Source organism: Brevibacterium luteolum (assembly GCF_025147615.1).
In the GTDB taxonomy this organism is placed as follows: domain Bacteria; phylum Actinomycetota; class Actinomycetes; order Actinomycetales; family Brevibacteriaceae; genus Brevibacterium; species Brevibacterium luteolum.
The window spans coordinates 17,178-31,534 of the sequence record NZ_JALXPM010000035.1 but is presented as its reverse complement, the minus strand read 5'-3'; the positions used below and the strand labels follow the sequence as shown (position 1 = coordinate 31,534).

13 protein-coding genes are annotated in these 14,357 nt (G+C 67.1%); 6 read left to right on the top strand and 7 right to left on the bottom strand.

The window, feature by feature from the left end:
• Positions 1–11: 11 nt before the first annotated feature.
• The 4 genes from pstB to pstS form a co-directional block, all read right to left on the bottom strand.
• Positions 12–791 (bottom strand): phosphate ABC transporter ATP-binding protein PstB, encoded by a 780-nt coding sequence (gene pstB, locus M3C25_RS09570; RefSeq protein ID WP_102162036.1) that lies wholly within the window; start codon positions 789–791, stop codon positions 12–14.
• A gap of 37 nt (positions 792–828) precedes the next feature.
• A complete protein-coding gene (gene pstA, locus M3C25_RS09565; protein ID WP_102162035.1) occupies positions 829–2,031 on the bottom strand; it encodes a phosphate ABC transporter permease PstA in 1,203 nt (400 codons plus the stop codon).
• 1 nt (position 2,032) lies between these two features.
• Positions 2,033–2,992: a phosphate ABC transporter permease subunit PstC gene (pstC, locus tag M3C25_RS09560; protein WP_204514218.1), complete on the bottom strand. Its 960-nt coding sequence runs from the start codon at positions 2,990–2,992 to the stop codon at positions 2,033–2,035.
• Positions 2,993–3,132: 140 nt separating this feature from the next.
• A complete protein-coding gene (gene pstS, locus M3C25_RS09555) occupies positions 3,133–4,242 on the bottom strand; it encodes a phosphate ABC transporter substrate-binding protein PstS (protein ID WP_102162034.1) in 1,110 nt (369 codons plus the stop codon).
• Between the two features lie 323 nt (positions 4,243–4,565).
• Between pstS and M3C25_RS09550 the strand changes: the two genes are divergently transcribed.
• Entirely contained in the window at positions 4,566–4,865 is a 300-nt protein-coding gene (locus M3C25_RS09550) for an XRE family transcriptional regulator (RefSeq protein ID WP_259856150.1), read from the top strand.
• A gap of 45 nt (positions 4,866–4,910) precedes the next feature.
• Here M3C25_RS09550 and M3C25_RS09545 read toward each other — a convergent pair whose 3' ends face one another.
• Genes M3C25_RS09545 through mshD form a run of 3 tightly spaced genes read right to left on the bottom strand, consistent with a single transcriptional unit; the run spans position 4,911 to position 8,964 of the window.
• Positions 4,911–5,885 (bottom strand): NUDIX hydrolase, encoded by a 975-nt coding sequence (locus M3C25_RS09545; RefSeq protein ID WP_259856149.1) that lies wholly within the window; start codon positions 5,883–5,885, stop codon positions 4,911–4,913.
• 24 nt (positions 5,886–5,909) lie between these two features.
• Complete coding sequence (locus tag M3C25_RS09540; RefSeq protein ID WP_259856147.1) at positions 5,910–8,045, bottom strand: RNA degradosome polyphosphate kinase; 2,136 nt, start codon at positions 8,043–8,045, stop codon at positions 5,910–5,912.
• Position 8,046: 1 nt separating this feature from the next.
• Positions 8,047–8,964: a mycothiol synthase gene (gene mshD / locus M3C25_RS09535; RefSeq protein WP_259856145.1), complete on the bottom strand. Its 918-nt coding sequence runs from the start codon at positions 8,962–8,964 to the stop codon at positions 8,047–8,049.
• Positions 8,965–9,133: 169 nt separating this feature from the next.
• Here mshD and M3C25_RS09530 point away from each other — a divergent pair, with 169 nt between their 5' ends.
• The 5 genes from M3C25_RS09530 to gabT all read left to right on the top strand — a co-directional run bounded on the left by M3C25_RS09530 (position 9,134) and on the right by gabT (position 14,239).
• Entirely contained in the window at positions 9,134–9,922 is a 789-nt protein-coding gene (locus tag M3C25_RS09530; RefSeq protein ID WP_259856143.1) for an ammonia permease, read from the top strand.
• A 169-nt stretch (positions 9,923–10,091) separates the two neighbouring features.
• Positions 10,092–10,694 carry a nitrobindin family protein gene (locus tag M3C25_RS09525; protein WP_102162029.1) on the top strand — a complete coding sequence of 201 codons (603 nt, stop codon included), beginning with the start codon at positions 10,092–10,094 and terminating at the stop codon, positions 10,692–10,694.
• Between the two features lie 6 nt (positions 10,695–10,700).
• Positions 10,701–11,483, top strand: coding sequence for a hypothetical protein (locus M3C25_RS09520; protein WP_170274492.1), 783 nt, complete (start codon positions 10,701–10,703; stop codon positions 11,481–11,483).
• An 86-nt stretch (positions 11,484–11,569) separates the two neighbouring features.
• Positions 11,570–12,757 carry a CAF17-like 4Fe-4S cluster assembly/insertion protein YgfZ gene (gene ygfZ, locus M3C25_RS09515; protein ID WP_259856141.1) on the top strand — a complete coding sequence of 396 codons (1,188 nt, stop codon included), beginning with the start codon at positions 11,570–11,572 and terminating at the stop codon, positions 12,755–12,757.
• A 117-nt stretch (positions 12,758–12,874) separates the two neighbouring features.
• Positions 12,875–14,239, top strand: a complete 1,365-nt coding sequence (gabT, locus tag M3C25_RS09510) for a 4-aminobutyrate--2-oxoglutarate transaminase (protein ID WP_259856139.1) — start codon at positions 12,875–12,877, stop codon at positions 14,237–14,239.
• Positions 14,240–14,357: the final 118 nt, after the last annotated feature.

The window sequence follows — 14,357 nt, the reverse complement described above, 5'->3', positions numbered from 1 at the left end:
AGACGGGTGGCTCAGCCGAAGCGGCCGGAGACGTAGTTCTGCGTCTCTTCCTTGTCCGGGTTGGAGAAGATCTGGTTGGTGTCGTTGAACTCGATGAGCTTGCCGGGCTTGCCGGTGCCGGCGATGTTGAAGAACGCCGTGCGGTTGGACACGCGGGCGGCCTGCTGCATGTTGTGGGTGACGATGACGACGGTGTACTCATCCTTGAGCTCGTTGATGAGGTCCTCGATGGCCAGCGTCGAGATCGGGTCGAGTGCCGAGCACGGCTCGTCCATCAGCAGCACCTCGGGCTGGACGGCGATCGCACGGGCGATGCACAGACGCTGCTGCTGACCACCGGACAGGCCCGAGCCGGGCAGGTTGAGACGGTCCTTGACCTCGTTCCACAGGTTCGCTCCGCGCAGGGCGCGCTCGGCGAGATCGTCGGCATCGGACTTCGACAGGCGCCGGTTGTTCAGCCGTACGCCGGCCAGCACGTTCTCCTTGATGCTCATCGTCGGGAACGGATTGGCGCGCTGGAAGACCATGCCGACCTCGCGGCGGACGTTGACCGGGTCGACGCCGGGCGCGTAGATGTCCTGGCCGTCCATGAGCACCTTGCCCTGCGTGTGTGCGCCGGGGATGACCTCGTGCATGCGGTTGAGGGTGCGCAGCACCGTCGATTTGCCGCATCCGGACGGTCCGATGAAGGCCGTCACCGAGCGCGGCTCGATGTGCATGCTGATGCCCTCGACGGCGAGGAAGTCGCCGTAGTAGATGTTGAGATCTTCGATGTCGATCTGCTTGGACATGAGTGAGTTTTCCCTTTCTTCAGCTGCCAGGCAGCCGTCAGCGTCCGGCCTTGGGGGCGAGGGCCTTGGCGATGAGCCGTGCGATGAGGTTGAGCAGCATGACGATGATAATGAGCACGAGGGCCGCCGCCCAAGCGCGCTCGCTGGAGGCCGCTGCTGCCACGCCGGGTGAGACCGGGCGCATCTGCGAGTCGTAGATATAGGTGGGCAGCGTCGACATCCAGCCGGAGAACAGGTCCCAGTTGAGGTTCTTGGCGAAGCCTGCGGTCACCATGATCGGCGCAGTCTCACCGATGACACGCGCGATGGCGATGGTGATGCCGGACAGGATGCCCGAGATCGCCGTCGGCAGGACGATTCGCACGATCGTCTTCCACTTCGGCACACCGAGAGCGTAGGTCGCCTCACGCAGATCCATCGGCACGAGCCGGAGGATCTCCTCGGTGTTGCGCACCACCACCGGGATCATGAGCACCGAGAGTGCGACCGCTGCGGCGATACCGGTCTTGGCAGAGCCGATCGCACCGGGATTGACGATCGCGGCGATCGTGCCGAAGAGCGAGAACGCGAACAGGCCGGCGACGATCGACGGGATGCCGGTCATGACGTCGACAAGGAAGGTGATGCCGCGGGCCAGGGGATTCCGGCGGCCGTACTCGACGAGGTAGATCGCGGTGAGCACGCCGATCGGGATCGAGATGACACACGAGGCCAGCGTGATGAGGACGGTGCCGGCGATCGCGTGGTAGAAGCCGCCGGCCAGGCTCGTCTCGCCGGCGACGTACTCCTGGTCGAGCACACCCTTCATGCCCTGCATTGTGCGGTTGAGAACTGAGGGGTGCTCGAGCAGCACCGGGCCGCCGCGCTCAAGCGCCGTCCACAGCAGCGAGATGAGCGGAATGCAGGCGATCGCGAAGGCGGAGGTCACCAGGGTTGTCGCCACCCGGTCGGTGGCCTTGCGTTGACCTTCAACGGCAAACGACCAGGCGAAGATCACGGCGAGGTTGATGAGGCCGGCGAGCAGAGCGGCCAGGGCGATGTTGAAGCCTCCGGTGAAGATGAACGACAGCGCGATGGCGGCGATGACCGCGGCGGCGGCGACGCCCCACGGTGCCCACTTGGGCAGCTGCTTGGACTTCAGCTCGATGGCGGTCCGCTTCTTCTTCTGCCGGGGTGCTGGTGTGCCGGTGTCTGCCGGTTGCTGCGTCTGAGGCTGCAGCGAGGTGTTCGACTTCTGCATGTCAGCTTCCCTTCACCGAGGTCTTGGCCACGATGGCGCGGGCGGCCATGTTGACGATGAGCGTGATGATGAACAGCACGAGGCCGATCGAGATCAGTTCGGACAGGCGCAGCCCTGCAGCCTCCGGGAAGTTCTGCGCGATCTCCGAGGCGATCGTCTGGTTGCCAGCCTGCACGAGCGAGGCGGTCAGCAGGCCAGAGGACAGGATCATGGCCACAGCCATGGTCTCGCCGAGCGCGCGGCCGAGGCCGAGCATGATGGCCGAGGCGATGCCGGAGGTGCCGAAGGGCAGCACGGCCATCCGGATCATCTCCCAGCGGGTCGCGCCCAGAGCCAGGGCGGCCTCCTCCTGCAGGCGCGGGGTCTGCAGGAACACTTCGCGGATGAGGGAGGTGATGATCGGCAGGATCATGATGGCCAGGACCAGTGACGCGGTGAGCATGGTGCGCCCGGTCTGTGAGATGCCGCCGTCCTCAGTCGGGGCGAAGATCGGGATCCAGCCGAAGTACTTGGCCAGCCACGCGTAGATCGGGACGAGGTGGCTGGCGAGCATGAGGCCCCACAGGCCGTAGACGACCGAGGGGATCGCTGCGAGCAGGTCGATGGTGTAGCCGAGGACCGGGGCGAGCTTGCGCGGAGCCATGTGCGTGGTGAACAGTGCGATGCCCAGTGAGAACGGCGTTGCCACGAGGAGTGCGATGAACGCGGAGACCAGGGTGCCGATGATGAGCGGCCAGACGTAGGCGAAGAATCCGCCGCCGGTGATCGACTCCGGGTCGGTTGCCTGCGCTTTGAGGACCGGCCAGGACTGGAACAGAAGGAACAGTGCGACGCCGGCGAGGATCAGCAGGATCAGGATGCCGGCGGCCAGGGTTGCCGTTGAGAACACGGCATCGCCGACGCGGACAACGGCCTTCGGCTGTGACGCCGGGGGTGTCTTCTCCGGGGCGGTGGTGGCCAAGAAGGTCTCCTCGGTCAGAAACTGTGAGGTGGGCGATAGTGTGGGTCTCAATAACCCGCCGAAGCGGTGTGCTGCCGAAAGCGTCAGCAGCACACCGCCTCAGGATACGTCAGCTGCGCAGGCGCAGCTTCCCGACCGGGTCAGGACTTGACCTCGATGGTGTCGAGGATCTCGGTGATCTGCGAGCGCAGATCGTCGGAGATCGGGGCCGAACCGGCCGACTCGGCAGCCGACTGCTGGCCCTCCTCGGAGACGACGAAGTTCTCCCAGGCCTTGACGAGGTCGACGGTCTCCTGGTCCTGGTAGGTCGAGCACACGAGGTGGTACGACACGAGGACGATCGGGTAGGCGCCGGACTCGGTGGTGTCGCGCTTGAGGTCGATGGCGAGGTCGCCGTCGCCGCGTCCCTCAACCGGCTCCGAGGCGTCAACGACCTTGGCAGCGGCTTCCGGGGTGTACTCGACGTACTCTTCGCCGACCTTGACGTGGACGGTGCCGAGGTCGCCGACAGCCGAGGCGTCGGCGTAGCCGATGGCGCCCGGGGTGTCGTTGACGGTCTGGACGACGCCGTCAGTGCCCTGTGCGGCTTCGCCGCCGAAGGCCGACGGGAAGGCGTCAGCAGGCTCTTCGTCCCAGGTGTCGCCGGCGGCGTCGGCAAGGTACTCGGTGAAGTTCTCGGTGGTGCCCGAGTCATCGGAGCGGTGCACCGGGGTGATCTGCTCGTCCGGCAGCTCGACACCCTCGTTCTCCGAGGCGATCGCCTCATCGTTCCACTTGGTGATCTCGCCCTTGAAGATCTTGGCGATGGTCTCAGCCGAGAGCTTCACCTCGTCGACACCTTCGAGGTTGTAGGCGACAGCGATCGGGGAGATGTAGACGGGGAACTCGTAGGCGCCGTCGGGCCCGCAGACATCCTTGGCCGTCTCGATCTCATCCTCATCGAGGTAGGAGTCCGAGCCGGCGAACTGGGCATTGCCGCCGAGGAACTGCTCGCGGCCGGCACCGGAGCCATCCGGCGAGTACTGCACCTGAGCGTCGGAGTTCTCGCTGGTGAAGTCAGCGATCCAGGCGTCCATGGCGGCCTTCTGGGAGGAAGCGCCGATTCCGGTGAGGGTGCCTGAGAGGTTGCTGCCCTCGCCGCCACCGCCGCCGTTGCCTTCTTCGCCGGTTGCCGACGAGCCGCCACAGGCCGAGAGGGTGAGCGCACCGGCTGCGAGGATGGCCGCAGGGGCAAAGCGGTTGAGTTTCACAGGGTTGCCTTTCGTTGGAATTGGAGGGCGTTCGACATCATCTCGCCCCGCGTACGCTCCAAAGCTAAGAGTGGTCTGTGACGGCAAGGCGGTCCGAAGGTGAACAAGTGGTTAACGCGCCCAGAAGTCAGTGCTTATTTGCTCACAGTTTGATAAAGGAAGTGACGCGCTTCACACGGCGCCGCCGGAGGCTGTGCCGCGTCTGCGCCTCACCGGATGCCACGTCTGCGCCCAGCGGGGCAGGTGGCTGGCTTGTGACTCCCGCACGGCTTACAGACCGGTGGCCTAGAGTTGAGAGCCAACCCTGGCGAAAGGAGAGGGATATGACTGAGAAGGTATTTCTCACCAGCGATCTCGCCCGTGCTGCGCGCGCGTTCACGAAGGTGTCGGCGGCGACGATCGCTAAGAAGGCGGGGCTGACCCGCGAGCAGGTGAAGGAGTTCGAGAGGGGACGAGGCAACCTCTCCGACGACGAGAAGATCCGGGTGCGCGCCTCACTCGAATTCTACGGTGCGCTGTTCATCCCGGAGGACGATCTCGCGGGCTACGGGGTGCGCCGGCGCTACACGCGCGAGAAGCTCATGCGGCTCAACGATTGGGAGGACGAAGGCGGGTACTCCTGACTCGACCGGCTGACACACACGCGCTGCCGACGGTCAGTGGTCTTCTCACGTGTCGATCGGGCGGTAGCGTTCGACTTCGACGATGCGCGGCACCTCACCTGGGCGCACATAGGCGACGAGGATCTCACCGGGATTCATGTACGGATCCTTATCCGGCAGGTGCGCAGCCAGGCCCTTCGGGGCGTGATCGGCGATGAAGTCCAGCACCGTCGGCAGCACCGGCCGGTGCGTGCACACTGCCACCGGCCTGCCCTTGTGCAGCAGCTTCGTCAGCGCCTTGACGGTCTTCTTCGGCGAGTCCGCATTGCCTTTCTCCGACAGTGCGGCAACCTCCTTGATTCGAAGGCCCGTCGCCGCTGCGACCGGCTTGAGGGTGGCAACACACCGCTTCCACGGACTGGAGACGAGCTTCTGGAGGTTCCAGGCTCCCAGCAGGTTCGTCAACGCCATTGCCTGCCGGGTTCCGACAGCCAGCAGCGGGCGCACATGCTCGGTCTCATGCCACTTGGCGCGTGGGAAGGCCTTGCCGTGGCGGACGATAATGAGCGGCCAGGCGCGCAGCGACCCGGTGCGGCGGGCGTGCTCGACCTTGTCGAGCTGCTCACGGTCGGCGAAGAGCGTCAGCAGCTGCCGGGCCCGTTCGACGGAGAACCAGCCGATGTCGTCGATCTCCTTCGGATCAGCCGGCTTGAGCTTCGCCTCTCCGGTCACCTCTGCGGCCCAGTAGGCGACGTGCTTCTGCAGGTTCTTGCCGACCGTGTAGCGGGCAGCAGGCAGCGGCAGCCCGAGGTGGATCTTGAGTCCGGTCTCCTCCTCGACTTCGCGCACCGCGCATTCGGGCAGCGTCTCACCCTTCTCGACCTTGCCCTTGGGCCACGACCAGTCGTTGTACTTCGGCCGATGGACGAGCAGCACTTCCAGCCCAGCGCTCGTCTCCCGCCAACACACCGCGCCCCCGGCCAGCACATCGGCCTTCAGCCGGGCGGATTCGCCGGCGGTCGAGACAGGTGTCGGGCTCACAGCACTCCTCTCATGACGGTGCGCTCACGCCTGCGCGGTCGCGCGCTTGCGGTGGTGCCGGCGGATGAGCTCGGCCTGATAGTCGATCGGATCCTCGCCGTTGGCCTCACGCGTCCAGACTCCCCCGGAGCCGAGATGGAAGGAACCGGTGCGATCGTCGAAGGCGAGGTCGAACAGCCCGCTGACCTCGGCGATGTGCTCGGGGTCGCGCAGTTTCACGAGTGCCTCGACGCGGCGGTCGAGGTTGCGGTGCATGAGGTCGGAGGAGCCGATATAGGCCACCGTCTCTCCGCCGCCGGAGAACACGAACACCCGAGAGTGCTCCAGGTAGCGGCCGAGGATCGAACGGACCTCGATGTTCTCACTCAACCCCGGGATGCCCGGGCGGATCGCGCAGATGCCGCGCACGAACAGCTGGATGCGCACCCCGGCTCGGCTGGCGAGGTAGAGGGCATCGATGATCCGCTCGTCGACGATCGAGTTGACCTTCAGCCGGATCGACGCCTCCCGGCCGGCCTCGGCATGGGCGGTCTCGGCGCGGATGAGCTCGAGCAGTCCCTCGCGCACCCGGGTCGGGGCGACGAGCAGCCGGGTGTACTCGGACTGCGGGGCGTAGCCGGAGAGCTGGTTGAACAGCTTCGTCAGGTCCTGGCCGACCTCCGGGTCGCAGGTGAGCAGTCCAAAGTCCTCATACAGGCGGGCGGTCTTCGGATGGTAGTTGCCGGTGCCGACATGGCAGTAGCGGGCGAGCCCGGTGGCCTCCTGCCGGACGACAAGGCACAGCTTGGCGTGTGTTTTCAGCCCGACGATGCCGTAGACGACGTGGACGCCGGCGCGTTCGAGCTTGCGCGCCCATGTGATGTTGGCCTCCTCATCGAAGCGTGCCTTGATCTCGACGACGGCCAGCACCTGCTTGCCGGCCTGGGCGGCGTCGACGAGCGCATCGACGATGGGAGAGTCGCCAGAGGTGCGGTAGAGCGTCTGCTTGATCGCCAGCACATTCGGGTCGTTGGCCGCCTGCTCGATGAAGGCCTGCACGCTCGTGGAGAACGAATCGTAGGGGTGGTGCAGGAGGATGTCGCGTTCCTTGACCGCCTCGAAGATGTCGACCTGGTCGGAGGTCTCCGCCTGGGACAGATAGCGGTTCATCGCCGGCACCGCCTGCGGGAAGTGCAGGTCTTCGCGGGCGATCGAGGCCAGCTCGCTCAAGCCCCGCATGTCGAGCGGCCGGGGCAGTTCGTAGATCTCCGATTCGTCGATCTCGAGTTCCTGGACGAGGATGCGGCGCACTCGCGGGTGCAGCTCCTCGGTGACCTCCAAGCGCACTGCGGGACCGAAGCGGCGGCGGGTCAGTTCCTTCTCCAGGGCCTTGAGGAGGTTCTCGGCGTCGTCCTCTTCGACTTCGAGGTCCTCGTTGCGGGTGACGCGGAACAGCGAATGGCCGATGACGTCCATGCCCTCGAAGAGCCGGTCGAGGTTGGCGGCGATGATGTCCTCCATCGCCACGAACCGGGCCGGCGCCTCGGGCGAGACCCCTTGGGTGCGGTTGGAGGCGGCGACGTCGACGAAGCGCGGCAGCGACTGCGGGACCTTGACGCGGGCGAAGACCTCATTGCCGGTCTGCGGGTGGCGCAGCAGCACCCCGAGGTTGAGCGAGAGCCCGGAGATGTAGGGGAACGGATGCGCCGGGTCGACGGCCAGCGGGGTGAGGACCGGGAACACCTGGGTGTCGAACATCTCGTCGATGATCGTCTGCTCCTCACCGGTGAGCTCGTCCATGCGCACGAGCCGGATGCCCTCGCGGCTGAGGGCTGGTTCGATGTCCTCGGTGAAGAGGGCGGCGTGGCGCTCCATGAGCGCGTGGGTGTGCTTGCCCAGCGAGCGCATGACCGCCCGCGGCTGCGCGCCGGTGACCGAGGGGACGGCCAAACCGGTAGCGATGCGGCGTTTGAGCCCGGCGACGCGGACCATGAAGAACTCATCGAGGTTCGACGCGAAGATCGACAGGAAGTTCACCCGCTCCAAAAGCGGGATAGTCTCATCAGCAGCCAGGGCGAGCACGCGTTCGTTGAACGCCAGCCACGACAGCTCACGGTCGAGGAACCGGTCGGCCGGTGCCGGCAGGTCGTGGGTGGCGCCGAAGGCGGAGACGTCGTACATGTCAGGACTCCTGCGGTGGGGCGTAGCTGACGTGCATGATCTCCCGGTCGAAGCCCAGCCGGGCGTAGAGCCGGCGGGCCGGGTCGTTGTCGGATTCGACGTAGAGCTCGATGAACTCAGCACCGGTGTCGATGAGGTAGCGCATCCCGGCCACGGTCAGCGCCTGGCCGACGCCGCGGGCATGGACGGCGGGGTCGGTGGCGATGACGTAGACCTCCCCGACCCGCTGGCCAGATGGGTGGTCGTCGGAGAGCTTCGTCTGGTGGAATCCGATGATCTGCTCGCGGCCATCCTCGCCAGCAGTGGTGGCGATGATGACCGAATCCGGGTCGAAGCCGGGGGCGGTGACGATCGCCTCGATGTCGGCAAGCTCCTGGTGGCCCTGTTCGGGGTGCCAGTCGAAGGCGGCGTTGTTGACCGCCAGCCAGCCGGGCTCATCACCGGGGGCGAAGGAGCGCAGCGTCACCCCGTCCGGGGCAGGGCGGTCGGGCAGAGCGAGCTCTCCCACTGGCCCGGTCCGCAGCTGCAGCAGCTCACGGGCGCGGGAGAAGCCGTGGGTCGTCGCGATCGTCGCAGCAGCCGGGTGGTCACCGTGCGACCACATCCACACCGGGCGGCCGGCACGTGCGATGAGCGCATCGATGAGGGTGCGCCCGTAGCCGTTGCCGCGGGCGGCGGGCGCGATGACGGCTTCGAGCGCACCGCGCTCGCCTTGGGCTGCGGCGATGCCGAAGCCGATGAGCTCATCACCGGCCCGGGCTTCGAGCATGATCCACGGGTCGTCACCGGCGGCCTCCAAGAGCCCATCGGAGATCGGGGCGATGCCGTCAGCGGCAGCGGCCTGCGACAGCAGCGCACGCACCTCATCGGTGAGCTCCGCGGCTTCGGTGAGAACCGCCTCGGGAGCGGATGGAACCATGGGCAATCTCCTCCACGCGACGCATTCCCTGCCTCCCCGGACACTGCGGGCCGGCCGCCGCCGGGCCCGGTGGAGGGAGACGCTCTGGCGTCAGTATAACGAGGTGGGTGCGCCGGTGAGGCCGGTGCCTGAGTGTCGGATCAGTGCGGTGTACGGCACAATGAAGCTGATGAGATGGATACGTGTTGCTGTGGCGCTGGGCCTGGCCGTCGGGCTGGGTGTCACCAGCTTCTTCGGCTATGGGCCGCTGGCTGCTGCCGCTGCCGTGCTCGTCGCCGCACTCGCCTACGGCTGGCCGAGGCTGACGGACTCGCCGCAGCCGCGGGCCACCGGCGTCATGCTGCTGCTCTTCGGCCTGGCCGGGATGGCCGCCGTCTGGGCGCAGGAATCCGCCCCCTATGTCGAATGGCTGCCGACGATCACCGGCATCGGACTTTTGTGGGCGTTCGTGCAGAACCTCGCCCGCGGCGTCGATGCTTCCCACGCTGTCGCCAACGTCTCCGCCCAGGTCGCGGGCCTGGTCATCGTGCTCTCGGCCGCCAGCTGGATCGCAGCCCTCAGTGTGCCCGGTGACCGGGAGGGTGTGGTCGTCGCTCTTGTGGCGATCATCCTCGCCCAGGCTGCGACCGCGCTGCCGTTCCCGGCCCGCTACACCTCCCCGCTGGCACTCGCTGTCGCGGTGCTCGGCGCCGGAGTTGTCGCAGCCCTCATGCACTCAGGATCGGTCACCCTCTTCGTCTCACTCGTGCTCGGCGGGGCGATGGGTTTACTCGTGGCAGCCGTCGACCGGATGCTGTCGATTATGGCGGTCGCGAAGTTCCAGGCCGTGCGGATCCAGCGCGAGCGCCGCCGCGACAAGGCCCGCCGGTTCGCCGTGCAGCTGGCCGTCGGCGCCACCCCGGTGGCCCTCGGCGGCACCGTCGTCTACCTGCTGGAGCGGATCCTGCTCTACCGCTGAGCCGCGAGTGCAGCGCTGCTGACCGGTGGGTACAATCGAGCGCATGGACAACATTGCTGCTTTGGAAATCGTCTTCACCGGACTCGTCGGCCTCGCCGCCCTCGGCACGCTCGGCGTGGCCGTCAAGGTCATCACCAACCTGTTCAAGACCAACCGGTGATCGGCAGTCATGCCGCTTGAGATCGACGCGAACCTCAACCGCGAGCTCGTCCCGCTGTCCTGGCTGATCGGCTCCTGGGAAGGCGTGGGCGTCGTCGGCTACCCCGGCACCCCGGAGAAGCAGTTCGGCCAGCGCGTCGACTTCACCGTGCCCGGCGACGTGCCCTATCTGGCGTACTCCGCACACGCGTGGACGCTCGATGAGGACGGTACGCCTGCCGACACGCTCTCGATCGAGACCGGGATCTGGCAGCTCGTGCGCGACCGGCAGGACTTCGACGCCGGCCCCGGCCTCATGGTGCCCACCGGTGAGTCGCCCTACACCACCGCCGAGGCGGTCGAAGGGCTGCGCAACGACAACGGCGACTTCGACCTCGACGTCTCGATCGTGCACCCCAACGGGATCATGGAGCTCTACGCAGGCCGGGTCAACGGCCCGCGCATCGACCTGAGCACCGATGTCGTCGCCCGCACCCGCAGCGCCAAGGAGTACACCGCCTCGACCCGCATGTACGGGCTCGTCAACGGTGAGCTCATGTGGGCGTGGGACATGGCCGCCCTCGGCACCGAACTCACCAGCCACGCCTCCGCCCGGCTGAAGAAGGTGAGCTGAGCAGACGTGCGTCGCCGCACGCTGGGCATCAGCCTCACCCTCATCGTCATCCTGCTCGCCGTCGCGGCGCTGGCAGCATTCGCCTATGTGCGCATCAGCGCCGTCGCCCAGGACCTGCAGGACGCCTCGGATGCCGCCGACAAGTACGTCGCCGCGCTCTACGACGAACCCGAGGCAGCCCCGAGACACCTGCAGAGTGCGATCGACGAACTCGAATCCGCCCAGCATGGGCTCGACACGTGGACGCTGACAGGACTGTCGCAGACCCCGAAGCTCGGCGACAACGTCGCCGCGGTGCGCACCGTCACCGACGAGATGCACACGCTGCTCAGCGATGCCGGCCCGGTGCTCTCAACCGCCGCTGAGGTCGTCGACTTCCGGGCCCAGAAGCTGCGGCCGCTGCCGGACTCCGGCACCTGGTTCGACACCATCGACGATGCCGGCCAGGCCATCGACAAGGCCACCGACGTCATCCGCGACGCCCCGGCCGCGATCGAGGCCTTCGACGCGGCGCAGCAGAAGATCCACGACATCGACACCGCAGGCCTCCTGCCGCCGGTCCGTGACGCCATCGACGAACTCGACACCACGCTCACCGAGGCTGCTGACGAGCTGCGCCCGTTGCTCAATGTCATGCGCAAGCTGGCCGACAGCGACCTCTACCGGCTGCTGTCCGGGGCAATCGAGGGGATCGGCGATGCGATCGGCAAGATCGATCTCGACAGCATGTTCCGGGAGCTCGAAGAGCAGCTCAAGAAGGTCCGCACACCCATCGGCCGCGGCGGCTGACGAACACCTCACGACTGAGTGCCGCACCCGCCTCAGTGGCGTACGGTGGAGCTGGGAGGACCGCCGCCAGCCAAGAGGAGAACGACGTGAACGCCCTGCGCTTCAACCGCTCAGCCGCCGTGTTCGGAACCGGGCACCGGGACAGCGAGGTCGCCCACCTCGGCAGCCCGCTGCGAGAACAGCGCCAGCTGGCCGACGGCAGGGCCGTGGCCGACCTGTCGTCTGTCAGCGTCCTCTCCCTCACCGGCCCCGACCGGCTCACGTGGCTCAACACGCTCACCACCCAGAAGATCGACACACTGGTCGCCGGGCAGTCGAGTGAGACACTCGTGCTCTCACCGACCGGGCATATCGAGCACTGGCTCAAGCTCTACGAAGACGGCGAGACCCTATGGCTGCTGAGCGAGACCGACCCGGCTGAAACGATCGCGTTCCTCGAATCGATGAAGTTCATGATGCGCATCGAACTCACCGACCGCAGCAGCGACTTCCAGTGCCTCGGGACGATCGGCGCCCCGCCTGCCTCACTGCCGGCCGCCTTCGTCTTCGACGACCCGTGGCCGACCATCGGGTCCGGTTCGGCCTCCTATGCCGCGCTCGACGCCGAGCTCTCGCAGACTCCGCAGCAGGCCACCCCAAGCCCCGACCATCCCGGTCACCTGATCGATATGCGCATCGCCGTTGTGCCGGTCAAGGAACTCCTCGACTGGGAACCGGCAGCAGCCGGCGTCGAGGTCGTCGGCCGCGACGCGTTCGAAGCGCTGCGCATCGAAGCGTGGCGGCCCGGGCCGGCCGATGCCGACCATAGGACACTCGTCGGCGAACTCGACGTGCTGCGCTCTGCCGTCCACTTGGCCAAGGGCTGTTACCGCGGCCAGGAGGCCGTCGCCCGCGTCCACAACCTCGGACAGCCTCCGCGTCGGCTCGTGTTCCTTCACCTCGACGGCTCCGCCCACACCCTGCCCGAACCCGGCTCACCGATCTATGCCGAAGTCCGCGGCGCCGAGCGTGCCGTCGGCGCTGTCACCTCGTCGGCGGTGCACTGGGAGCTCGGCCCGATCGCACTGGCGCTGGTCAAACGCAGCCTGCCCGTCGACGCCGCGCTGAGCGTAGCCACCAGCGTCACCGAAGCAGACGAGACAGGGGAGGAGACCGAGGAGCGGATCGCCGCCAACGCCGAGGTCATCGTCACCCCCACCCGCACCCGCCAGGCCCCGCCGCGGATCCCCCGCAACCCCGCCGTCGACCCGCGCCGTCTGCCCGGGGCCCGCTGACACCTCGGGCACGGAAATGTGACCCACACCTCGGGTGTGACAGCCGGGTGAGCCGCAGCGTTTCGCGTGCTGGTACCTGAGGTGCCCCGCCCGACGTGCGGGGTCTACGATGCGGATATGACCACTTTGGAAAAGGGCGGCGCAGCACTGCCGCAGGAACGCAAACTTGTCACTGAAATCCCCGGGCCGAAGTCCCAGGAGCTCGAGTCGCGTCGCAAGGCCTCCGTGGCCGGCGGCGTCGGCGTCAGTCTCCCGGCCTACATCGTCGCGGCCGGCGGCGGCATCCTCAGGGACATCGACGGCAACCAGATCATCGACCTCGGTTCCGGCATCGCCGTGACCACCGTCGGCAACTCCAATGAGCGCGTCGTCGAGCGCGCCGCTGAACAGCTCAGCGCCTTCACCCACACCTGCTTCATGGTCAACCCCTACGAGGGCTACGTCGAGGTCGCCGAGGCGCTCAACCGCCTGACCCCAGGTGACTTCGAGAAGCGCACGGCGCTGTTCAACTCCGGTGCCGAGGCGGTCGAGAACGCGATCAAGATCGCCCGCGCCCACACGAAGCGCAACGCCGTCGTCGCCTTCGACCACGCCTACCACGGCCGCACCAACCTCACGATGGCACTGACCGCCAAGGCCCACCCCTACAAGGCCGGCTTCGGCCCACTGGCCGGCGAGGTCTACCGCGCGCCGATGTCGTATCCGTACCGCGACAACCTCACCTACGGCACCAAGGTCTCAGGTGAGGACGCCGCCAAGCGCGTCATGACGATGATCGACAAGCAGATCGGCGCCGAGAACGTCGCGGCGATCCTCATCGAGCCGATCCAGGGTGAGGGCGGCTTCATCGTCCCAGCCGAAGGCTTCCTGCCGGCCCTGGTCGAGTACGCGCAGAAGAACGGCATCGTCTTCATCGCCGATGAGGTGCAGGCCGGATTCGGCCGCACCGGCAAGATGTTCGCCAGCGAATGGGACGGCATCGAGCCCGACCTCGTCACCACCGCCAAGGGCATCGCCGGTGGTCTACCGCTGTCGGCTGTCACCGGCCGCGCGGAGATCATGGACGCCGTGGGCGCCGGTGGACTCGGCGGCACCTACGGCGGCAACCCGACCGCTGTGGCCGCTGCCCTCGGCGCGATCGAAGCCTATGAGCAGGACGGCCTCGTCGAGCGTGCCTCGGCGATCGGTGAGACCATCGTCGACAGGATGACGAAGATCCAGTCGGCCCACCCCGAGATCGGTGATATCCGCGGCCGCGGAGCCATGCAGGCCGTCGAGCTCGTCGACGCCGAGACCTCCGAGCCGAAACCGGAGCTGGCCAAAGCCGTGGCGGACTACGCCGCGAAGAACGGCGTGCTCGTTCTCGTCACCGGAACCTTCGGCAACGTGCTGCGCTTCCTGCCGCCGCTGTCGATCTCCGATGAGCTGCTTGCCGACGCCTTCGATGTGCTCGAAGCCGCCTTCGACGAGGCAGCTCAGTGATCTGAGCTCTGCTGAGCCGACACACTGACGAGGCGGCCGCTGGGAGGAATCCCGGCGGCCGCCTTCGCCTAGTGTCCTGCCCGTGCACAGTCGCGCACCAGGTGCCCATGCTCGCCGA

What these genes read in the sequence shown, in the direction of transcription:
- pstB (WP_102162036.1), bottom strand. Translation starts at nt 791, where the DNA reads ATGTCCAAGCAGATCGACATCGAAGATCTCAACATCTACTACGGCGAC.
- pstA (WP_102162035.1), bottom strand. Translation starts at nt 2,031, where the DNA reads ATGCAGAAGTCGAACACCTCGCTGCAGCCTCAGACGCAGCAACCGGCA.
- M3C25_RS09550 (WP_259856150.1), top strand. Translation starts at nt 4,566, where the DNA reads ATGACTGAGAAGGTATTTCTCACCAGCGATCTCGCCCGTGCTGCGCGC.
- M3C25_RS09540 (WP_259856147.1), bottom strand. Translation starts at nt 8,045, where the DNA reads ATGTACGACGTCTCCGCCTTCGGCGCCACCCACGACCTGCCGGCACCG.
- mshD (WP_259856145.1), bottom strand. Translation starts at nt 8,964, where the DNA reads ATGGTTCCATCCGCTCCCGAGGCGGTTCTCACCGAAGCCGCGGAGCTC.
- M3C25_RS09530 (WP_259856143.1), top strand. Translation starts at nt 9,134, where the DNA reads ATGAGATGGATACGTGTTGCTGTGGCGCTGGGCCTGGCCGTCGGGCTG.
- M3C25_RS09525 (WP_102162029.1), top strand. Translation starts at nt 10,092, where the DNA reads ATGCCGCTTGAGATCGACGCGAACCTCAACCGCGAGCTCGTCCCGCTG.
- gabT (WP_259856139.1), top strand. Translation starts at nt 12,875, where the DNA reads ATGACCACTTTGGAAAAGGGCGGCGCAGCACTGCCGCAGGAACGCAAA.